At 63.9% G+C, this 14093-nt stretch carries 12 protein-coding genes; 10 read left to right on the top strand and 2 right to left on the bottom strand.

The window, feature by feature from the left end:
- Window positions 1-122 precede the first annotated feature (122 nt).
- Genes ehuC through ehuA form a run of 3 tightly spaced genes read left to right on the top strand, consistent with a single transcriptional unit; the run spans window position 123 to window position 2284 of the window.
- Window positions 123-794, top strand: coding sequence for an ectoine/hydroxyectoine ABC transporter permease subunit EhuC (gene ehuC, locus CCD76_RS06345; protein WP_087718669.1), 672 nt, complete (start codon window positions 123-125; stop codon window positions 792-794).
- Window positions 795-797: 3 nt separating this feature from the next.
- Entirely contained in the window at window positions 798-1490 is a 693-nt protein-coding gene (gene ehuD / locus CCD76_RS06340) for an ectoine/hydroxyectoine ABC transporter permease subunit EhuD (RefSeq protein ID WP_087718668.1), read from the top strand.
- Complete coding sequence (gene ehuA / locus CCD76_RS06335; protein WP_087718667.1) at window positions 1487-2284, top strand: ectoine/hydroxyectoine ABC transporter ATP-binding protein EhuA; 798 nt, start codon at window positions 1487-1489, stop codon at window positions 2282-2284. The genes ehuD and ehuA overlap by 4 nt, the downstream gene beginning before the upstream one ends.
- A 476-nt stretch (window positions 2285-2760) precedes the next feature.
- Here the strand turns inward: ehuA and CCD76_RS06325 are convergent, their stop codons facing one another.
- Together CCD76_RS06325 and thiD are read right to left on the bottom strand one after the other, a co-directional pair.
- Window positions 2761-4002 (bottom strand): cation:proton antiporter, encoded by a 1242-nt coding sequence (locus CCD76_RS06325; RefSeq protein ID WP_087718666.1) that lies wholly within the window; start codon window positions 4000-4002, stop codon window positions 2761-2763.
- Between the two features lie 147 nt (window positions 4003-4149).
- On the bottom strand, window positions 4150-4971 hold the full coding sequence (gene thiD, locus CCD76_RS06320; RefSeq protein WP_087718665.1) for a bifunctional hydroxymethylpyrimidine kinase/phosphomethylpyrimidine kinase: 822 nt from the start codon (window positions 4969-4971) through the stop codon (window positions 4150-4152).
- Between the two features lie 259 nt (window positions 4972-5230).
- Between thiD and ndhC the strand changes: the two genes are divergently transcribed.
- The 7 genes from ndhC to nuoH all read left to right on the top strand — a co-directional run bounded on the left by ndhC (window position 5231) and on the right by nuoH (window position 14091).
- The gene (gene ndhC, locus CCD76_RS06315; protein ID WP_087718664.1) at window positions 5231-5686 is read left to right on the top strand and encodes an NADH-quinone oxidoreductase subunit A; all 456 of its coding nucleotides are present in this window, start codon (window positions 5231-5233) and stop codon (window positions 5684-5686) included.
- Window positions 5687-5820: 134 nt separating this feature from the next.
- On the top strand, window positions 5821-6498 hold the full coding sequence (locus CCD76_RS06310) for a NuoB/complex I 20 kDa subunit family protein (RefSeq protein ID WP_087718663.1): 678 nt from the start codon (window positions 5821-5823) through the stop codon (window positions 6496-6498).
- A gap of 135 nt (window positions 6499-6633) precedes the next feature.
- Entirely contained in the window at window positions 6634-8400 is a 1767-nt protein-coding gene (nuoC, locus tag CCD76_RS06305) for an NADH-quinone oxidoreductase subunit C/D (RefSeq protein WP_087718662.1), read from the top strand.
- A gap of 30 nt (window positions 8401-8430) precedes the next feature.
- Window positions 8431-8949, top strand: coding sequence for an NADH-quinone oxidoreductase subunit NuoE (gene nuoE / locus CCD76_RS06300; protein WP_087718661.1), 519 nt, complete (start codon window positions 8431-8433; stop codon window positions 8947-8949).
- 31 nt (window positions 8950-8980) lie between these two features.
- Entirely contained in the window at window positions 8981-10321 is a 1341-nt protein-coding gene (nuoF, locus tag CCD76_RS06295; protein ID WP_087718660.1) for an NADH-quinone oxidoreductase subunit NuoF, read from the top strand.
- A gap of 15 nt (window positions 10322-10336) precedes the next feature.
- Window positions 10337-13111 (top strand): NADH-quinone oxidoreductase subunit NuoG, encoded by a 2775-nt coding sequence (nuoG, locus tag CCD76_RS06290; RefSeq protein ID WP_087718659.1) that lies wholly within the window; start codon window positions 10337-10339, stop codon window positions 13109-13111.
- A complete protein-coding gene (gene nuoH, locus CCD76_RS06285) occupies window positions 13108-14091 on the top strand; it encodes an NADH-quinone oxidoreductase subunit NuoH (protein WP_071230997.1) in 984 nt (327 codons plus the stop codon). The genes nuoG and nuoH overlap by 4 nt, the downstream gene beginning before the upstream one ends.
- Window positions 14092-14093: the final 2 nt, after the last annotated feature.

The following is a 14093-nucleotide window of genomic DNA, read 5'->3' as shown; positions in this document are numbered from 1 at the left end:
CTGAACCCGATGTGACGGTGAGCGCTCGCTCGAGACGACGGTTCTCGGGCGAGCGTTCGGTTCGTCCTTGAACGGTGCCGGTACTGCCGGGACCGTTCGTTAGCGAATGCGGAGTCTCCCCGATGGAATGGACGAGCTATCTCGCCCCCTTGTCCCAGGGTGCGTGGGTGACCGTGCAACTCACGGTCTACTCGACGATTCTGGGCGGCATCTTTGCCTTCCTCTTCGGTCTCGGCAAGCTGTCTCACAATCCCCTGCTCAAGGGAATCAGCGTTGCCTATATCGAAATCTTTCGCGGTACGTCGCTGCTGGTGCAGCTGTTCTGGATCTACTTCGCGCTGCCCATCATGGGACAGGCGATCGGTCTCGACCTGCGCTTTCCACCGGTGGTGGCAGGGGTAGTCGCGCTGGCGCTGAATATCGGTGCCTATGGGGCCGAGGTCGTGCGTGGCGCGGTGCAGGCCGTGCCCAAGGAGCAGTACGAGGCGGCGACGGCGCTCAATTTCACCTCGCGCAAGCGGCTTTGGCGAATCACGCTGCCCCAGGCGATCCCGGAGATGATGCCGACCTTCGGCAATCTCGCGGTTCAGAATCTCAAGGACACCGCGCTGGTATCGCTGATCTCGCTGGGCGACATGGCTTTCCGCGCCGAACAGATCCGCAACTTCACTCAGGACAGCGTGACCGTCTATACCCTGGTCCTGTTCATGTACTTCGGCATGGCGCTGGTATTGACCGCGTGCATGAAACTGCTGGAACGCTACGTTGGCCGCTGGCGCGCGGCGGGGAGATAACGCATGTTTTTCGGCATCGAATGGGATACCAGTAGCCAGTGGGCCTTTGCGGTCTCGATCTTTCCGATTCTGCTGCATGGTCTGGTGGTGACCCTGCAGGCCACCGTGGTCGGCTTCTTTATCGCCCTGATCCTGGGGCTGGTGCTGGCGGCGCTGAAGAGCGCGCCGACTCGCCTCATCCGCTGGCCGGCCAAGCTGGTGACGGAATTCATCCGCGATACGCCACTGCTGATCCAGCTGTTCTTCCTGTTCTACGTTCTGCCCGAGTTCGGACTGACGCTGCCGGCGTTCCTGACCGGTGCGCTGGCGCTGGGCGTGCAGTACAGCGCCTACACCTCGGAAGTCTATCGCGCGGGCCTGGAAGCCGTGGCCAAGGGGCAGCGCGAAGCGGCGCGGGCGCTCAATCTGGCGTCGTCGCGAACCTTTACCCATATCATTCTGCCGCAGGCGGTTCCACGCATCATTCCCGCGCTGGGTAACTACCTGGTCTCGATCATGAAAGACGTGCCCGTGCTGTCGGTCGTGACCGTGCTGGAAATGCTTGGCGTGGCCAAGATCATCGGCGACCGCACCGGCGGCTATCTGATTCCGCTTTCCATGGTGGGTGGCCTCTATCTGGTAATGACGATCATCGCGTCCTTCGGTGTGCGCTACCTGGATACCCATTTGCCCAAGCGAGGCCTTTCTCTCAAATGAACGACGCCACGAAAACTCGCGATCCCATCATCAAGTTCGACAAGGTCGTCAAACGCTTCGGTGATCACGTGGTACTCGACGAGCTCGACTTCGAAGTCCAGCGCGGCGAGAAGGTCACCATCATCGGCCCTTCCGGCTCCGGCAAGTCGACCGTGCTGCGCATCCTGATGACGCTGGAGGAGATCAACGACGGCGTCGTCTACGTCGGCGGCGAGCCTCTCTGGCACCAGCGCAAGGGCGACTCGCTCGCGCCGGCCAGCGAGCAACATTTGCGCCAGATGCGCAGTCAGTTGGGCATGGTCTTCCAGCAGTTCAATCTGTTTCCGCACATGACGGTACTGCGCAATCTGACCGAAGCGCCGGTGCAGGTGCTGGGCGTGAGCAAGGCCGAAGCGAGAAAGCGCGGCATGGAGCTGCTGGAGATGGTGGGCCTGACCGATCAGGCCGGCAAGTATCCCCACCAGCTCTCCGGCGGCCAGCAGCAGCGTGTGGGCATTGCCCGTGCGCTGGCGATGCGGCCCAAGGTCATGCTCTTCGACGAGCCGACCTCGGCGCTGGATCCCGAGCTGGTGGGGGAGGTGTTGAACGTCATTCGCACTCTGGCGGACGAGCACGACCTGACCATGCTGCTGGTGACCCACGAGATGCATTTTGCGCGCCAGGTTTCCGACCGTATCTGCTTCTTCGACCAGGGGCGGATCAAGGAGCAGGGCAAGCCGGAGGATATCTTCACCGCGCCGAAGGAAGAACGGACCAAGGCGTTCCTGAAGGCGGTTCTCGATCCGGATGATTGAACACGAGCCACGAGCCACGAGCCACGAGCCACGAGCCACGAGCCACGAGCCACGAGCCACGAGCCACGAGCCACGAGCCACGAGCCACGAGCCACGAGCCACGAGCCACGAGCCACGAGCCACGAGCCACGAGCCACGAGCCACGAGCCACGAGCCACGAGCCACGAGCCACGAGCCACGAGCCACGAGCCACGAGCCACGAGCCACGAGCCACGAGCCACGAGCCACGAGCCACGAGCCACGAGCCACGAGCCACGAGCCACGAGCCACGAGCCACGAGCCACGAGCCACGAGCCACGAGCCACGAGCCACGAGCCACGAGCCACGAGCCACGAGCCACGAGCCACGAGCCACGAGCCACGAGCCACGAGCCACGAGCCACGAGCCACGAGCCACGAGCCACGAGCCACGAGCCACGAGCCACGAGCCACGAGCCACGAGCCACGAGCCACGAGCCACGAGCTACGAGCTACGAGCTACGAGCGTTGCCGTGCTGCCTCGCGGCGCCGGTCCAGCCAGAGCATGATCGGCCCGGCGGTCATGCCGTGGAAGAGGATGGAGGCCAATACCAGGAAGCTGACCAGCGTCCAGGCGCTGTCGAGCTCGCCGAATTCCGCCTTGCTGCTGGCGTAGGCGAGGTAATAGAACGAGCCCACGCCACGGATCCCGAACAGGCTGACCACCGCCTTTTCCCTCGACTTCATCTTTGAGCCGATCAGCCCGATCATGCCGGCCAGTGGCCGGATCACGAACAGGATCACCAGCCCGGCCACCGCCATCGGCCAGGTCAGGCCATCGAGCAGCGGCCCGGCCAGGCTGCCGCCGAACAGCACCAGCAGGAACATCATCAGCAGCCGTTCGATCTCTTCGGTGAAATCGTGCAGGCGCACGTGATAGTCGTGGGCTTCTTCCTGGGTACTGCGCAGGGCCAGCGCGCCAACGAACACGGCGATGAAGCCGTAGCCGTGGATCGCTTCTGCGCCGGCATAGGTGACGAAAGTGCCACCCAGGGCGACGAAGCCTTGCCCGGTGCTGGCGAGAGACATACGCCCCGACCGGAACATCAGCAGCCCCAGCAGCCAGCCAAAGAACCAGCCCGCCGCGACGCCTGCGGTGATCCGCCACAACACGTCCATGGTGAACCAGTCCCATGTCCACGCGCCGGGCGAGGTGCCGTTGATGGCTACGGCGATCGCCAGATAGGTGAACGGAAATGCCAGGCCATCATTGAGGCCGGCTTCCGAGGTCAGGCTGGCGCGCACCTTGTCGCCGGGGCCGGAACTCGGCGGGCCGACCTGGACGTCGGCGGCCAGCACCGGGTCGGTCGGCGCGATCACGGCGCCGATCAGTAGCGCGGTTTCCCACGGCAGGCCCAGGTAGTAGGCGCCCAGCGCGGCAATGCCGCCGATGGTCAGCGGCATGGTGATACCCAGGAGACGCTGCGTGTCCGTCCAATGACGCCATTTCAGCGGGTCGTCGATCTTCAGCCCGGCGCCGGCCAGCGAAATGATCACCGTGAGTTCCGTGAGTATCTCGAGCGTCCTGACGTGTTCTCTGGGCTGCAATCCCTCCGCGCCGAGCTGAGAGAACAGGGCGAAACCGATACCGATGCAGATGATCGGCAATGACAGCGGCAGTTTCGGTGTTAACGTCGGCACCCAGGCGACCAGCAGTATCAGCACACCCAGGCCGCCCAGAACAATGATGTGGGGGTCCATCCAGACTCGATCTCCCTATCTCTCCATCTCACTATGTGGGAGCCGGGATCCTTCCCGGCAGATGGCGAAGCAGTCACATACTATGGACCACGAACGAGAAGTTCACGACTGTTAGGGGAGATGTCGAAAGCTCGCGTTTAATGCAGATCACCACCAGGCATGAAAATGATGCGGTGGCCCTTTGCCTTGCCCTACATCGAGGCGCTCGCTAGCCATCAAGGCCTGATGCAACCATTGCTTGGCCGCTTCGATGGCACCGTCGACATCGGCCTTCTCTGGCGGCAGGTGCGCAAGGCAGGCGGCAATCGCCGAGGAGAGGCCGCAGCCGGCACCGTGAAGGTTGCGCGTCGGCAGGCGCGGCGCATCCAGCCAGCGTCTGTCATTTGGCATCCACAGCAGATCCGGGCAGCGTTCCAGCGGTAGATGGCCGCCTTTCAGCAGGCCATAGGGTGCCCCCAGCGCCGCAAGATCACCGACCATCGCCTCCATGTCGGCGAGGGTGCGGGGCGTCTCGGTGCCAAGCAGCGCGGCGGCTTCCGGCAGGTTGGGGGTGATCACGTCGGCCAGGGGGACCAGAACATCCCGCACCGCGCGCAACCCTTCGTCGTCTACCAGTCGGTCGCCGCTCTTGGCGACCATCACCGGATCGAGCACGATCCAGCGCGGGCGGCGTCGTGTCAGCGCTTCGGCAATCGTCCCCGCCACCTCGCGGCTGGCGACCATGCCGATCTTGACCGCGTCGATCTCGACGTCGTCGAGCAGGTTGTCCAACTGGGTGCGAATCAGCGTCACCGATACTGGCTCGACGGCTGCCACCCCGCGCGTATTCTGTGCAATCACAGCCGTGATCACGTTGGTGGCGTACACGCCGAGGGCCGAGAACGTCTTGATATCAGCCTGTAGACCTGCACCACCGGAAGGGTCCGATCCGGCGATCGTCAAGGCGTTGGGAATCGAGTGAGAAACCATGTGAGGACATTGCAAGCGACGGGAAAGCGTCTAGCCTAAGACAAGATGCTGCCATTGCCCAATGGCAAAGGCGTTTCCGCATGATATAGGCTGGTGAGGTGAGGCTGTTACGGGGGCCGCCAGATTTTCTGACAGACTGCAATAGGACTAATTAGCAGGCTTGCTATCAACTATCAGTCGTGTAAACTCGTAAACTTACGAAACTGTCAGTTTGGTTGTTTTCACTGCATTCAGGTTCCATCACTTCTGCGAGGGATGCATGTCCGATCCGGTCACCGCATGGATTGCCAGTTATTGGGCTACCGGTTTGTTCGTGGTGGCCGTGGTTGCACTTTGCGGTTTGATGATCGGCGCTGCCAGCCTGCTCGGTGGGCGCAGTCAGGGTCGCAGCAAGTCCCTCCCTTTCGAATCCGGCATCGTTGGCGCCGGCTCAGCGCGTCAACGGTTCTCGGTCAAGTTCTATCTCGTTGCCATGCTGTTCGTCATTTTCGACATCGAAGCCGTTTACCTGTTCGGCTGGGCCGTTTCCGTGCGTGAAGTGGGCTGGACGGGATTCGTGGCAGCGGCGGTGTTCATTCTCATTCTGTTGGCCGGCTTGGTGTATGACGCCCGCGTCGGGGCGCTCGACTGGGCGCCGCGCAAGCGAGGGCGCGAAGAAGCGTCGAGAGCGCGTGAGCTGGCCGCCGTGCCGGGCGTCGACCGCCATGCACGCTGAAAGAAAAGGGCGCCTCGCCTCCGGCACGCTGGATCGCGATGGCGATCGCCAAAAAGATCATGATGGGAGTCTGGCCTTCGTGACAGACCAGCGCTTCCGCGACCGTTTTTCTATCTGGTTTGTTGAGGCTCACTATGCAGTACACCCTGACCCGTGCGGAGGGAGGCGATTCCGCGGCTGATCGTTACCCCCTCGGCGAACGCGAGCTCGTCGACGATCCGATGAAGCAGCAGGTGCATCGCAATGTCTTCATGGGCAAGCTCGAGGACGTGCTTCATTCGGCCGTGAACTGGGGGCGCAAGAACTCGTTGTGGCCCTACAACTTCGGCCTCTCCTGTTGCTACGTGGAAATGACCACGGCGTTTACCGCGCCCCATGACGTTGCTCGCTTCGGGGCGGAAGTGATTCGTGCCTCTCCGCGCCAGGCCGACTTCATGGTCATCGCCGGCACCTGCTTCATCAAGATGGCGCCCGTCATCCAGCAGTTGTACGACCAGATGCTCGAACCCAAGTGGGTGATCTCGATGGGATCGTGTGCCAATTCCGGTGGCATGTACGATATCTATTCAGTCGTCCAGGGCGTCGACAAGTTCCTGCCCGTGGACGTCTACGTACCCGGTTGCCCGCCGCGCCCGGAAGCATTCCTGCAGGGCCTCCAGCTGCTTCAGGACTCGATTCAGGAGGAGCGACGCCCGCTCTCCTGGGTGGTCGGAGATCAGGGCGTCTATCGCGCCGAGATGCCCTCGCAACGCGAAAAGCATCGCGACCGCCGTATCGCGGTCAAGGAGCTGCGAACCCCGGATGGCGTCTAGACGACCGACCGCATCGATCGTCCTTTGCCATTGATTCTTGTGGTCGTTCTCGACCATTGATTTTCGCACCGGGGGCCGCCAGCCATGACTGCAGCCGATGATTCTCAAAACGGCGCTTTTCAAAACGAGAGCACGATGACTTCCAGCGCTTCCCATGCCGCCGGCTCGGCCGACGTCGTGGCCGAACTGGCGCGCCATTTCGGGGAAGCCGCCTTTACCCCGCAGGATACCCTGACCGGCATGCCGGTGATCTGGGTGGCGCGAGAGCATCTACGCGATGTCCTCGCGTATCTGCGCCGCGTGACCGGGCCCTTCTCGATGCTGTTTGACCTGAGCGCGGTCGACGAACGCTTGCGGACCCATCGTCGTGGCCTGCCGCCCGCGGACTTCACCGTCTTCTACCAGTTGCTGTCGGTCGAACGGAACGCTGACCTGATGATCAAGGTCGCGCTGCACGAGCGGGATCTGACGCTGCCCTCGATCAGTGACATTTTCGTCAATGCCAACTGGTACGAGCGCGAGGTGTTCGACCTGTTCGGCATCGACTTTGCCGGCCACCCGCATCTGACCCGGATCATGATGCCGCCGACCTGGACCGGCCACCCGCTGCGCAAGGACTATTCCGCCCGTGCCACCGAATTCGATCCCTACACGCTGACGGTGAAAGGGCAGGAGGTCGAGCAGGAAGCGCTGCGTTTCGATCCCGAGGCCTGGGGCATGAAGCGCGAGGGTGAAGAGACCGAGTTCATGTTCCTCAACCTTGGTCCCAACCACCCCTCGGCGCATGGCGCCTTCCGCATCGTGCTCCAGCTCGACGGCGAAGAGGTCGTCGATTGCGTGCCGGACATCGGCTATCACCACCGTGGCGCCGAGAAGATGGCCGAGCGCCAGTCCTGGCACAGCTTCATTCCTTACACGGATCGCATCGACTACACCGGCGGGGTGATGAACAACCTGCCCTACGTGCTGGCGGTGGAGAAGCTGGCCGGCATCACCGTGACGGACCGGGCCAGGACGATCCGGGTCATGATGGCCGAGATGTTCCGTATCAACAGCCACCTGCTGTTCCTGGGTACCTACCTGCAGGATCTGGGGGCGATGACGCCGGTTTTCTTCACTTTCACCGACCGCCAGAAAGCCTACGAAGTGATCGAGGCGATCACCGGCTTCCGCATGCACCCGGCGTGGTATCGCATCGGCGGCACGGCCCATGACCTGCCCAATGGCTGGGACAAGCTGGTCCAGGGTTTCGTAAACTGGATGCCCAAGCGTCTGGCCGAATACGAGAAGGCGATGATGGAAAACGCCATCGTGCGGGACCGCACCAAGCACGTCGCCGCCTTCGATACCCAGCAGGCGCTCGACTGGGGGGTCACCGGCCCCAACCTGCGCGCCACCGGGCTGGACTTCGATCTGCGCAAAAAGCGCCCCTACTCCGGCTACGAGAACTTCGACTTCGAGGTGCCGACGGCCGCCAACGGCGATGCCTTCGATCGCGGCATGCTGCGCATCGAGGAGATGCGCCAGAGCGTGCGCATTCTTCAGCAGTGCATCGACCACATGCCGGCGGGCGACTACAAGGCCGATCATCCGCTGACCACGCCGCCGCCGCGGGAAAAGATGCTCCAGCACATCGAGACGCTGATCACGCACTTCCTGCAGGTCTCCTGGGGGCCGGTGCTGCCGGCGGCCGAGTCGATGCAGATGATCGAGGCGACCAAGGGCATCAACAGTTACTACCTGACCAGCGACGGCAGCACCATGAGCTATCGCACGCGTATTCGTACGCCCAGCTTCCCGCATCTGCAGCAGATTCCTGCCGTGATGCGCGGCGGCTTCGTGCCGGACTTGATCGCTCACCTGGGCAGTATCGATTTCGTCATGGCCGACGTGGATCGCTGAACGAGGCCGGTAAGGACGTTGGAGACGAACATGAACCAGACAACCGCGAACTCTACTACCGCGACCATCGCCAGCGATGCCTTCTCGCTCGACCCCGTCGATCGCGAGGCGATTCTCGAGGAGAGGGCACACTATCCCTATCCGCAGGCGGCGAGCATCGAAGCGCTCAAGATCGTGCAGAAGCGTCATGGCTACGTGCCGGACGGCGCGATTCCGGCAATTGCCGAGACGCTGGGAATCCGTATCGCCGACGTCGAGGGCGTGGCGACCTTCTACAGCCTGATCTTTCGCCAGCCGGTCGGCCGTCACGTCATCCTGATCTGCGACAGCAGCTCCTGCTTCCTGACGGATTACGAGGAGCTGCGCGACGCCTTCATCGCGCACCTGGGTATCCAGATGGGCCAGACCACGGCGGACGGACGCTTCACGCTGCTGCCGGTGTGCTGTCTCGGCGCCTGCGATCGGGGGCCCACGATTCTGATCGGCGAGGATCTGCATGGCCCGGTGACGCCGGACGAGATTCCCCGTCTGCTGGAGGCCTACTCATGACCTTGATGCGCATGACGCGGGGGAAAGAGACATGAGCCGTATTCTGCAATCCGCCAGCGAGCGTCGCGCCGAGACCCATCCGCTGACTTGGCGCCTGCACGACGACCAATCCCCGGTGCTGCTCGACGAGTACCGCGGCACGCAAGGCTATGATGCGGTCACCAAGGCGCTCGAGCAGCACACCTACGAGTCGCTGACCGAAGAAGTGAAGACCGCCAACCTGCGCGGTCGCGGCGGCGCCGGCTTCTCGGCGGGCTTCAAGTGGAGCCTGACGATGAAAGGCGAGGACGTCCCGCGCGGCTACATCGTCTGTAACGCCGACGAGATGGAGCCGGGCACGTTCAAGGATCGCCTGCTGATGGAGCAGCAGCCTCACCTGCTGATCGAGGGCATGATCCTGGCCGGCTTCGCCAACCGCTCGAAGCAGGGGTACATCTTCCTGCGCGGTGAATATCATCGCGCCGCCGCCTCGATACAGCGCGCCCTGGCCGATGCCCGCGCCGATGGCTGGCTGGGTTCGGACGTGCGCGGCAGCGGCTGGGATTTCGACATCGCCCTTCATACCGGGGCCGGCCGCTATATCTGCGGTGAAGAGACCGCCTTGATCAACTCGCTGGAAGGCAAGCGCGCCAATCCGCGGGCCAAGCCGCCGTTTCCCGGTCAGTCCGGCGCCTGGGGGCTGCCGACGGTAGTCAACAACGTCGAAACGCTGTGCAACGTGCCGGGCATCGTCAATCACGGCGCCGACTGGTTCCAGGCGCTCTCCGGCGATCTCAGCAGCGATGGCGGCACCAAGCTCTACGGGGTTTCCGGCAAGGTCAAGACTCCTGGCCTGTGGGAGTTGCCGATGGGCACCACTGGCAACCGGATCCTCGAGCTCGCCGGCGGCATGCGCGATGGGCTGACGCTCAAGAGCTGGCTGCCCGGCGGGGGCAGTACCGGTTTCCTGCTGCCGGAACACCTCGATCTGGCGCTCGATTTCGACACCATCGGCAAGACCGGCAGCCGCATGGGCACCGGGCTTCTGACCGTCGTCGCCGACAACCAGAGCATGGTGTCGTTGACCCGCAATCTCGAAGAGTTTTTCGCCCGCGAGTCCTGCGGCTGGTGTACGCCCTGCCGAGACGGCCTGCCGTGGAGCGTCAAGCTGCTGCGTGCGCTGGAGGCGGGCGAGGGCGAGCCCGGCGACATCGAGCTGCTCGAGCAGATGGCCCGCGACCTTGGGCCCGGCAAGACCTTCTGCGCCCACGCGCCGGGGGCGGCGATGCCGCTGGCATCCGCGATTCATTATTTCCGTGACGAGTTCGAGCGTGGCATCACCCGACCCAAGGGTGAAGCGCACGCGGACCCGATCCCGGTCGGCAGCGTGTAGGAGGAGTTCGACGCCATGGCCACCATTCACGTCGACGGCAACGACTACGAAGTCGAAGACAGCGACAACCTGCTCCACGCCTGCCTTTCGCTGGGGCTGGATATCCCCTATTTCTGCTGGCATCCGGCGATGGGCAGCGTCGGCGCCTGCCGTCAGTGCGCGGTGAAGCAGTACAAGGACGCCGATGACACCCGCGGCATGCTGGTCATGTCCTGCATGGCGCCGGTCAAGGACGATGCCTATATCTCCATCGCCGATGAAGAGGCCAAGGCCTTCCGCCAGACGGTGATCGAGTGGCTGATGGTCAATCATCCGCACGACTGCCCGGTATGCGAAGAGGGCGGCCACTGTCATCTGCAGGACATGACGGTGATGACGGGCCACGATCGCCGTCGTTATCGCTTCCGCAAGCGGACCCATCGCAATCAGGATCTCGGCCCGTTCATCGCTCACGAGATGAATCGCTGCATTACGTGCTATCGCTGCACCCGGTTCTATCAGGACTATGCCGGCGGCGAGGATCTGGGCGCCTTCGGCGCGCACGACAACGTCTACTTCGGCCGCGTCACCGACGGCACGCTGGAGAGCGAGTTCTCCGGCAACCTGACCGAAGTCTGCCCCACCGGCGTGTTCACCGACCAGACCCACTCCGATCACTACACCCGCAAATGGGACCTGCAGTTCGCGCCGAGCGTCTGCCACCAGTGCGCGTCGGGCTGCAACATCAGCCCCGGCGAGCGCTACGGCGATATCCGTCGGATCGAGAATCGCTACAACGGCGACGTCAACGGCTATTTCCTCTGCGACCGCGGCCGTTTCGGCTATGGCTACGTCAACCGCAAGGATCGACCGACACGCCCCGAATGCCGGGAGACCGGTGGTGAAGCGCGCACCATGGAAGTCGACGAGGCGCTGGACCGTGCCGCCGATGCGCTGCGCGGTGCCAGACGGATCGTCGGTATCGGTTCGCCCCGGGCCAGTCTCGAGAGCAACCATCGGCTGCGCCAGCTGGTCGGCGCGGACAACTTCTCCACCGGCATCGAAGCCGGCGAACTGGCGCGAATCCGCCGGATGGAAGCGCTCAACCGCGAGACGGGGCTGGCGACGCCGAGCCTGCGCGAGATCGAACAGTGCGACGCGATTCTGGTGCTCGGCGAGGATCTGATCCAGAGCGCCGCCCGCATCGCGCTCTCGGTGCGTCAGGCGGTCCGTGGCAAGGGCGCCGAGCTGGGCGCGGCCCGAGGCATTCCCGAGTGGAACGCCGAAGCGGTGAAGACCATCGCACAGGATGCCGGCCATCCGCTGTTCCTGGCTACGCCGGACGTGACCAAGCTCGACGGTATCGCGACTCATGCCGAGCGTGCTGCGCCCGACGATATCGCTCGTCTCGGGTTCGCCGTGGCGCACGCTCTGGATCCTACCGCGGCAGCTGTCGACGGGCTCGACGACGTCACATCGCAACTGGCCGAAGGTATCGCCGATGCGCTGATGGCGGCGAAGAAGCCGTTGGTCATCGCCGGCGAGTCGCTGGGCTCGATGGCGATTCTCGAAGCGGCCGGCAATGTCGCCCGCGCCCTGGCACGGCGCCAGAAGGCGGACGCCAGCCTGACCCTCGTTCGCCGCGAAGCCAATAGCGTCGGGCTCGGGCTGCTCGGCGGCGAGTCCCTCGACTGGGCGCTGGAGCAGCTCGATACAGGTAATGCCGACGGCGTGGTGATTCTCGAGAACGATCTCTATACCCGGCTGCCGGCGGCGCGCGTGGATAGCGCGCTCGCGAGAGCGACGGCGGTCGTTACGATCGATCATCAGCGTACGGCGACCTGGGAGCGCGCCGATATCGGCCTGCCGGCCGGCACCTTCGCCGAAAGCGACGGTACGCTGGTCAGTCTGGAAGGGCGAGCGCAGCGCTTCTATCAGGTCTTCGATCCCAGCTACATGCGCCCGGATACCCGTATCCGGGAAAGCTGGCGCTGGTTGCATGCCCTGCATGCGACACTGGATCGTCAGCCGGTGGAGACGATTCTGCTCGACGACCTGACCCAGGCGGTGGCCGAGGACGCGCCGGCATTGGCGCCGCTGCACCAGAATACGCCGGAAGCGATGTTCCGGATCCACGGCCTGAAGCTCGCCCGTGAGCCGCACCGCTACAGCGGCCGTACCGCGATGCGCGCCAACCTCAACGTCAACGAGCCGCGGGCGCCGGTGGATCTCGATACACCGTTCGCCTTCTCGATGGAGGGCTACGCGGGCTATCAGGAACCGCGCCGCGATGTCGCCTTTGCCTGGGCGCCGGGCTGGAACTCGCCTCAGGCCTGGAACAAGTTCCAGGACGAAGTCGGTGGGCACCTGCGCGCCGGCGATCCGGGCAAGCGGCTGTTCACGGCGCCGGTGGCCGGTGGCGACTACTGCACCGAGATCCCCGCCGCCTTCACGCCGCGCGCGGATGAATGGCAGATAATCGATCTGCCGCAGCTGTTCGGTGGCGACGAGATGTCGCGTCGTGCCGAACCGATCCGCGAGCGCATGGCGGTTCCGCAGGTGGCGTTGAGCGAAGCCGATGCGGCGCGACTCGGCGTTGCCGCGGGCGACGTGGTCTCGATTTCGCTGGACGGTGCTACCTTCGACCTGCCGGCGCGGCTCAGCGCGGGAATGCCGAAAGGCATGATCGGGTTGCCAGGCGGCACGATTCAGGAGGTCACCGGCGCGCTGACCCCGGGCGCCACGCGGTGGGGGCGTATCACCCGGGCCGGTGGGGAGCGTCAGGCTTCGGTTGAGGAGGTGCGCCCATGAGCTGGTGGACGCCTCAAGTCGAAGCGACATTGATCGCGATGCTCCAGGCCGTGGTGATTCTGCTGGTCGTGGTCGTTTCCGGTGCTTTGCTGAGCATGATCGAGCGGCGCCTGCTGGCCCTGTGGCAGGACCGCTACGGCCCCAACCGGGTAGGGCCGTTCGGGCTTTTGCAGATCGCGGCGGACATGCTCAAGATCTTCTTCAAGGAAGACTGGATCCCGCCGTTCGCCGACCGCACCTTCTTCGTGCTGGCGCCGGCGATCGCCATGGCCTCGCTGCTGCTCTCGTTCATGGTCATTCCGATCACCCCCGGCTGGGGCGTGGCGGATCTCAACATCGGTATTTTGTTCTTCTTCGCGATGGCTGGCATCAACGTCTACGCCGTGCTGTTCGCGGGCTGGGCCAGCGGCAACAAGTACGCACTGCTCGGTGCGCTGCGCGCCTCTGCCCAGACCCTTTCCTACGAAGTGTTCATGGGCCTGGCGGTGATGGGCATCGTCGCCATGACCGGCTCGTTCAACATGCGCGACATCGTCAACGCGCAGGAGAACGTCTGGTTCATCATTCCGCAGTTCTTCGGCTTCTGCACCTTCGTCATCGCCGGCATCGCGGTGACCCACCGCCATCCGTTCGATCAGCCCGAGGCCGAACAGGAGCTGGCCGACGGTTACCACATCGAATATTCCGGCATGAAGTGGGGCATGTTCTTCGTCGGCGAGTACATCGGCATCGTGCTGATCTCGGCGCTGCTGGTGACGCTGTTCTTCGGCGGCTGGCACGGGCCATTGCTGCCGCCGATCGTCTGGTTCCTGCTCAAGACGGTGTTCTTCGTCATCCTGTTCGTGCTGTTGCGGGCGGCATTGCCGAGACCGCGCTACGACAAGGTCATGAGCTTCGGCTGGAAGGTGTGTCTACCGCTGACACTCGTCAATCTATTGATCACCGGGGCGATGATTCTGCTCATCGATCCGGGCGTCTAAGG

This window comes from Salinicola salarius (genome assembly GCF_002179555.1).
In the GTDB taxonomy this organism is placed as follows: domain Bacteria; phylum Pseudomonadota; class Gammaproteobacteria; order Pseudomonadales; family Halomonadaceae; genus Salinicola; species Salinicola salarius_A.
This window is presented reverse-complemented; position numbering and strand designations above follow the sequence as displayed.

Excerpts from the sequence above, each read along its gene's own strand:
- ehuC (WP_087718669.1), top strand. The coding sequence starts at position 123 with ATGGAATGGACGAGCTATCTCGCCCCCTTGTCCCAGGGTGCGTGGGTG.
- ehuD (WP_087718668.1), top strand. The coding sequence starts at position 798 with ATGTTTTTCGGCATCGAATGGGATACCAGTAGCCAGTGGGCCTTTGCG.
- CCD76_RS06325 (WP_087718666.1), bottom strand. The coding sequence starts at position 4,002 with ATGGACCCCCACATCATTGTTCTGGGCGGCCTGGGTGTGCTGATACTG.
- thiD (WP_087718665.1), bottom strand. The coding sequence starts at position 4,971 with ATGGTTTCTCACTCGATTCCCAACGCCTTGACGATCGCCGGATCGGAC.
- nuoC (WP_087718662.1), top strand. The coding sequence starts at position 6,634 with ATGACTTCCAGCGCTTCCCATGCCGCCGGCTCGGCCGACGTCGTGGCC.
- nuoE (WP_087718661.1), top strand. The coding sequence starts at position 8,431 with ATGAACCAGACAACCGCGAACTCTACTACCGCGACCATCGCCAGCGAT.
- nuoH (WP_071230997.1), top strand. The coding sequence starts at position 13,108 with ATGAGCTGGTGGACGCCTCAAGTCGAAGCGACATTGATCGCGATGCTC.
- CCD76_RS06310 (WP_087718663.1), top strand. The coding sequence starts at position 5,821 with ATGCAGTACACCCTGACCCGTGCGGAGGGAGGCGATTCCGCGGCTGAT.
- nuoG (WP_087718659.1), top strand. The coding sequence starts at position 10,337 with ATGGCCACCATTCACGTCGACGGCAACGACTACGAAGTCGAAGACAGC.
- nuoF (WP_087718660.1), top strand. The coding sequence starts at position 8,981 with ATGAGCCGTATTCTGCAATCCGCCAGCGAGCGTCGCGCCGAGACCCAT.
- ndhC (WP_087718664.1), top strand. The coding sequence starts at position 5,231 with ATGTCCGATCCGGTCACCGCATGGATTGCCAGTTATTGGGCTACCGGT.
- ehuA (WP_087718667.1), top strand. The coding sequence starts at position 1,487 with ATGAACGACGCCACGAAAACTCGCGATCCCATCATCAAGTTCGACAAG.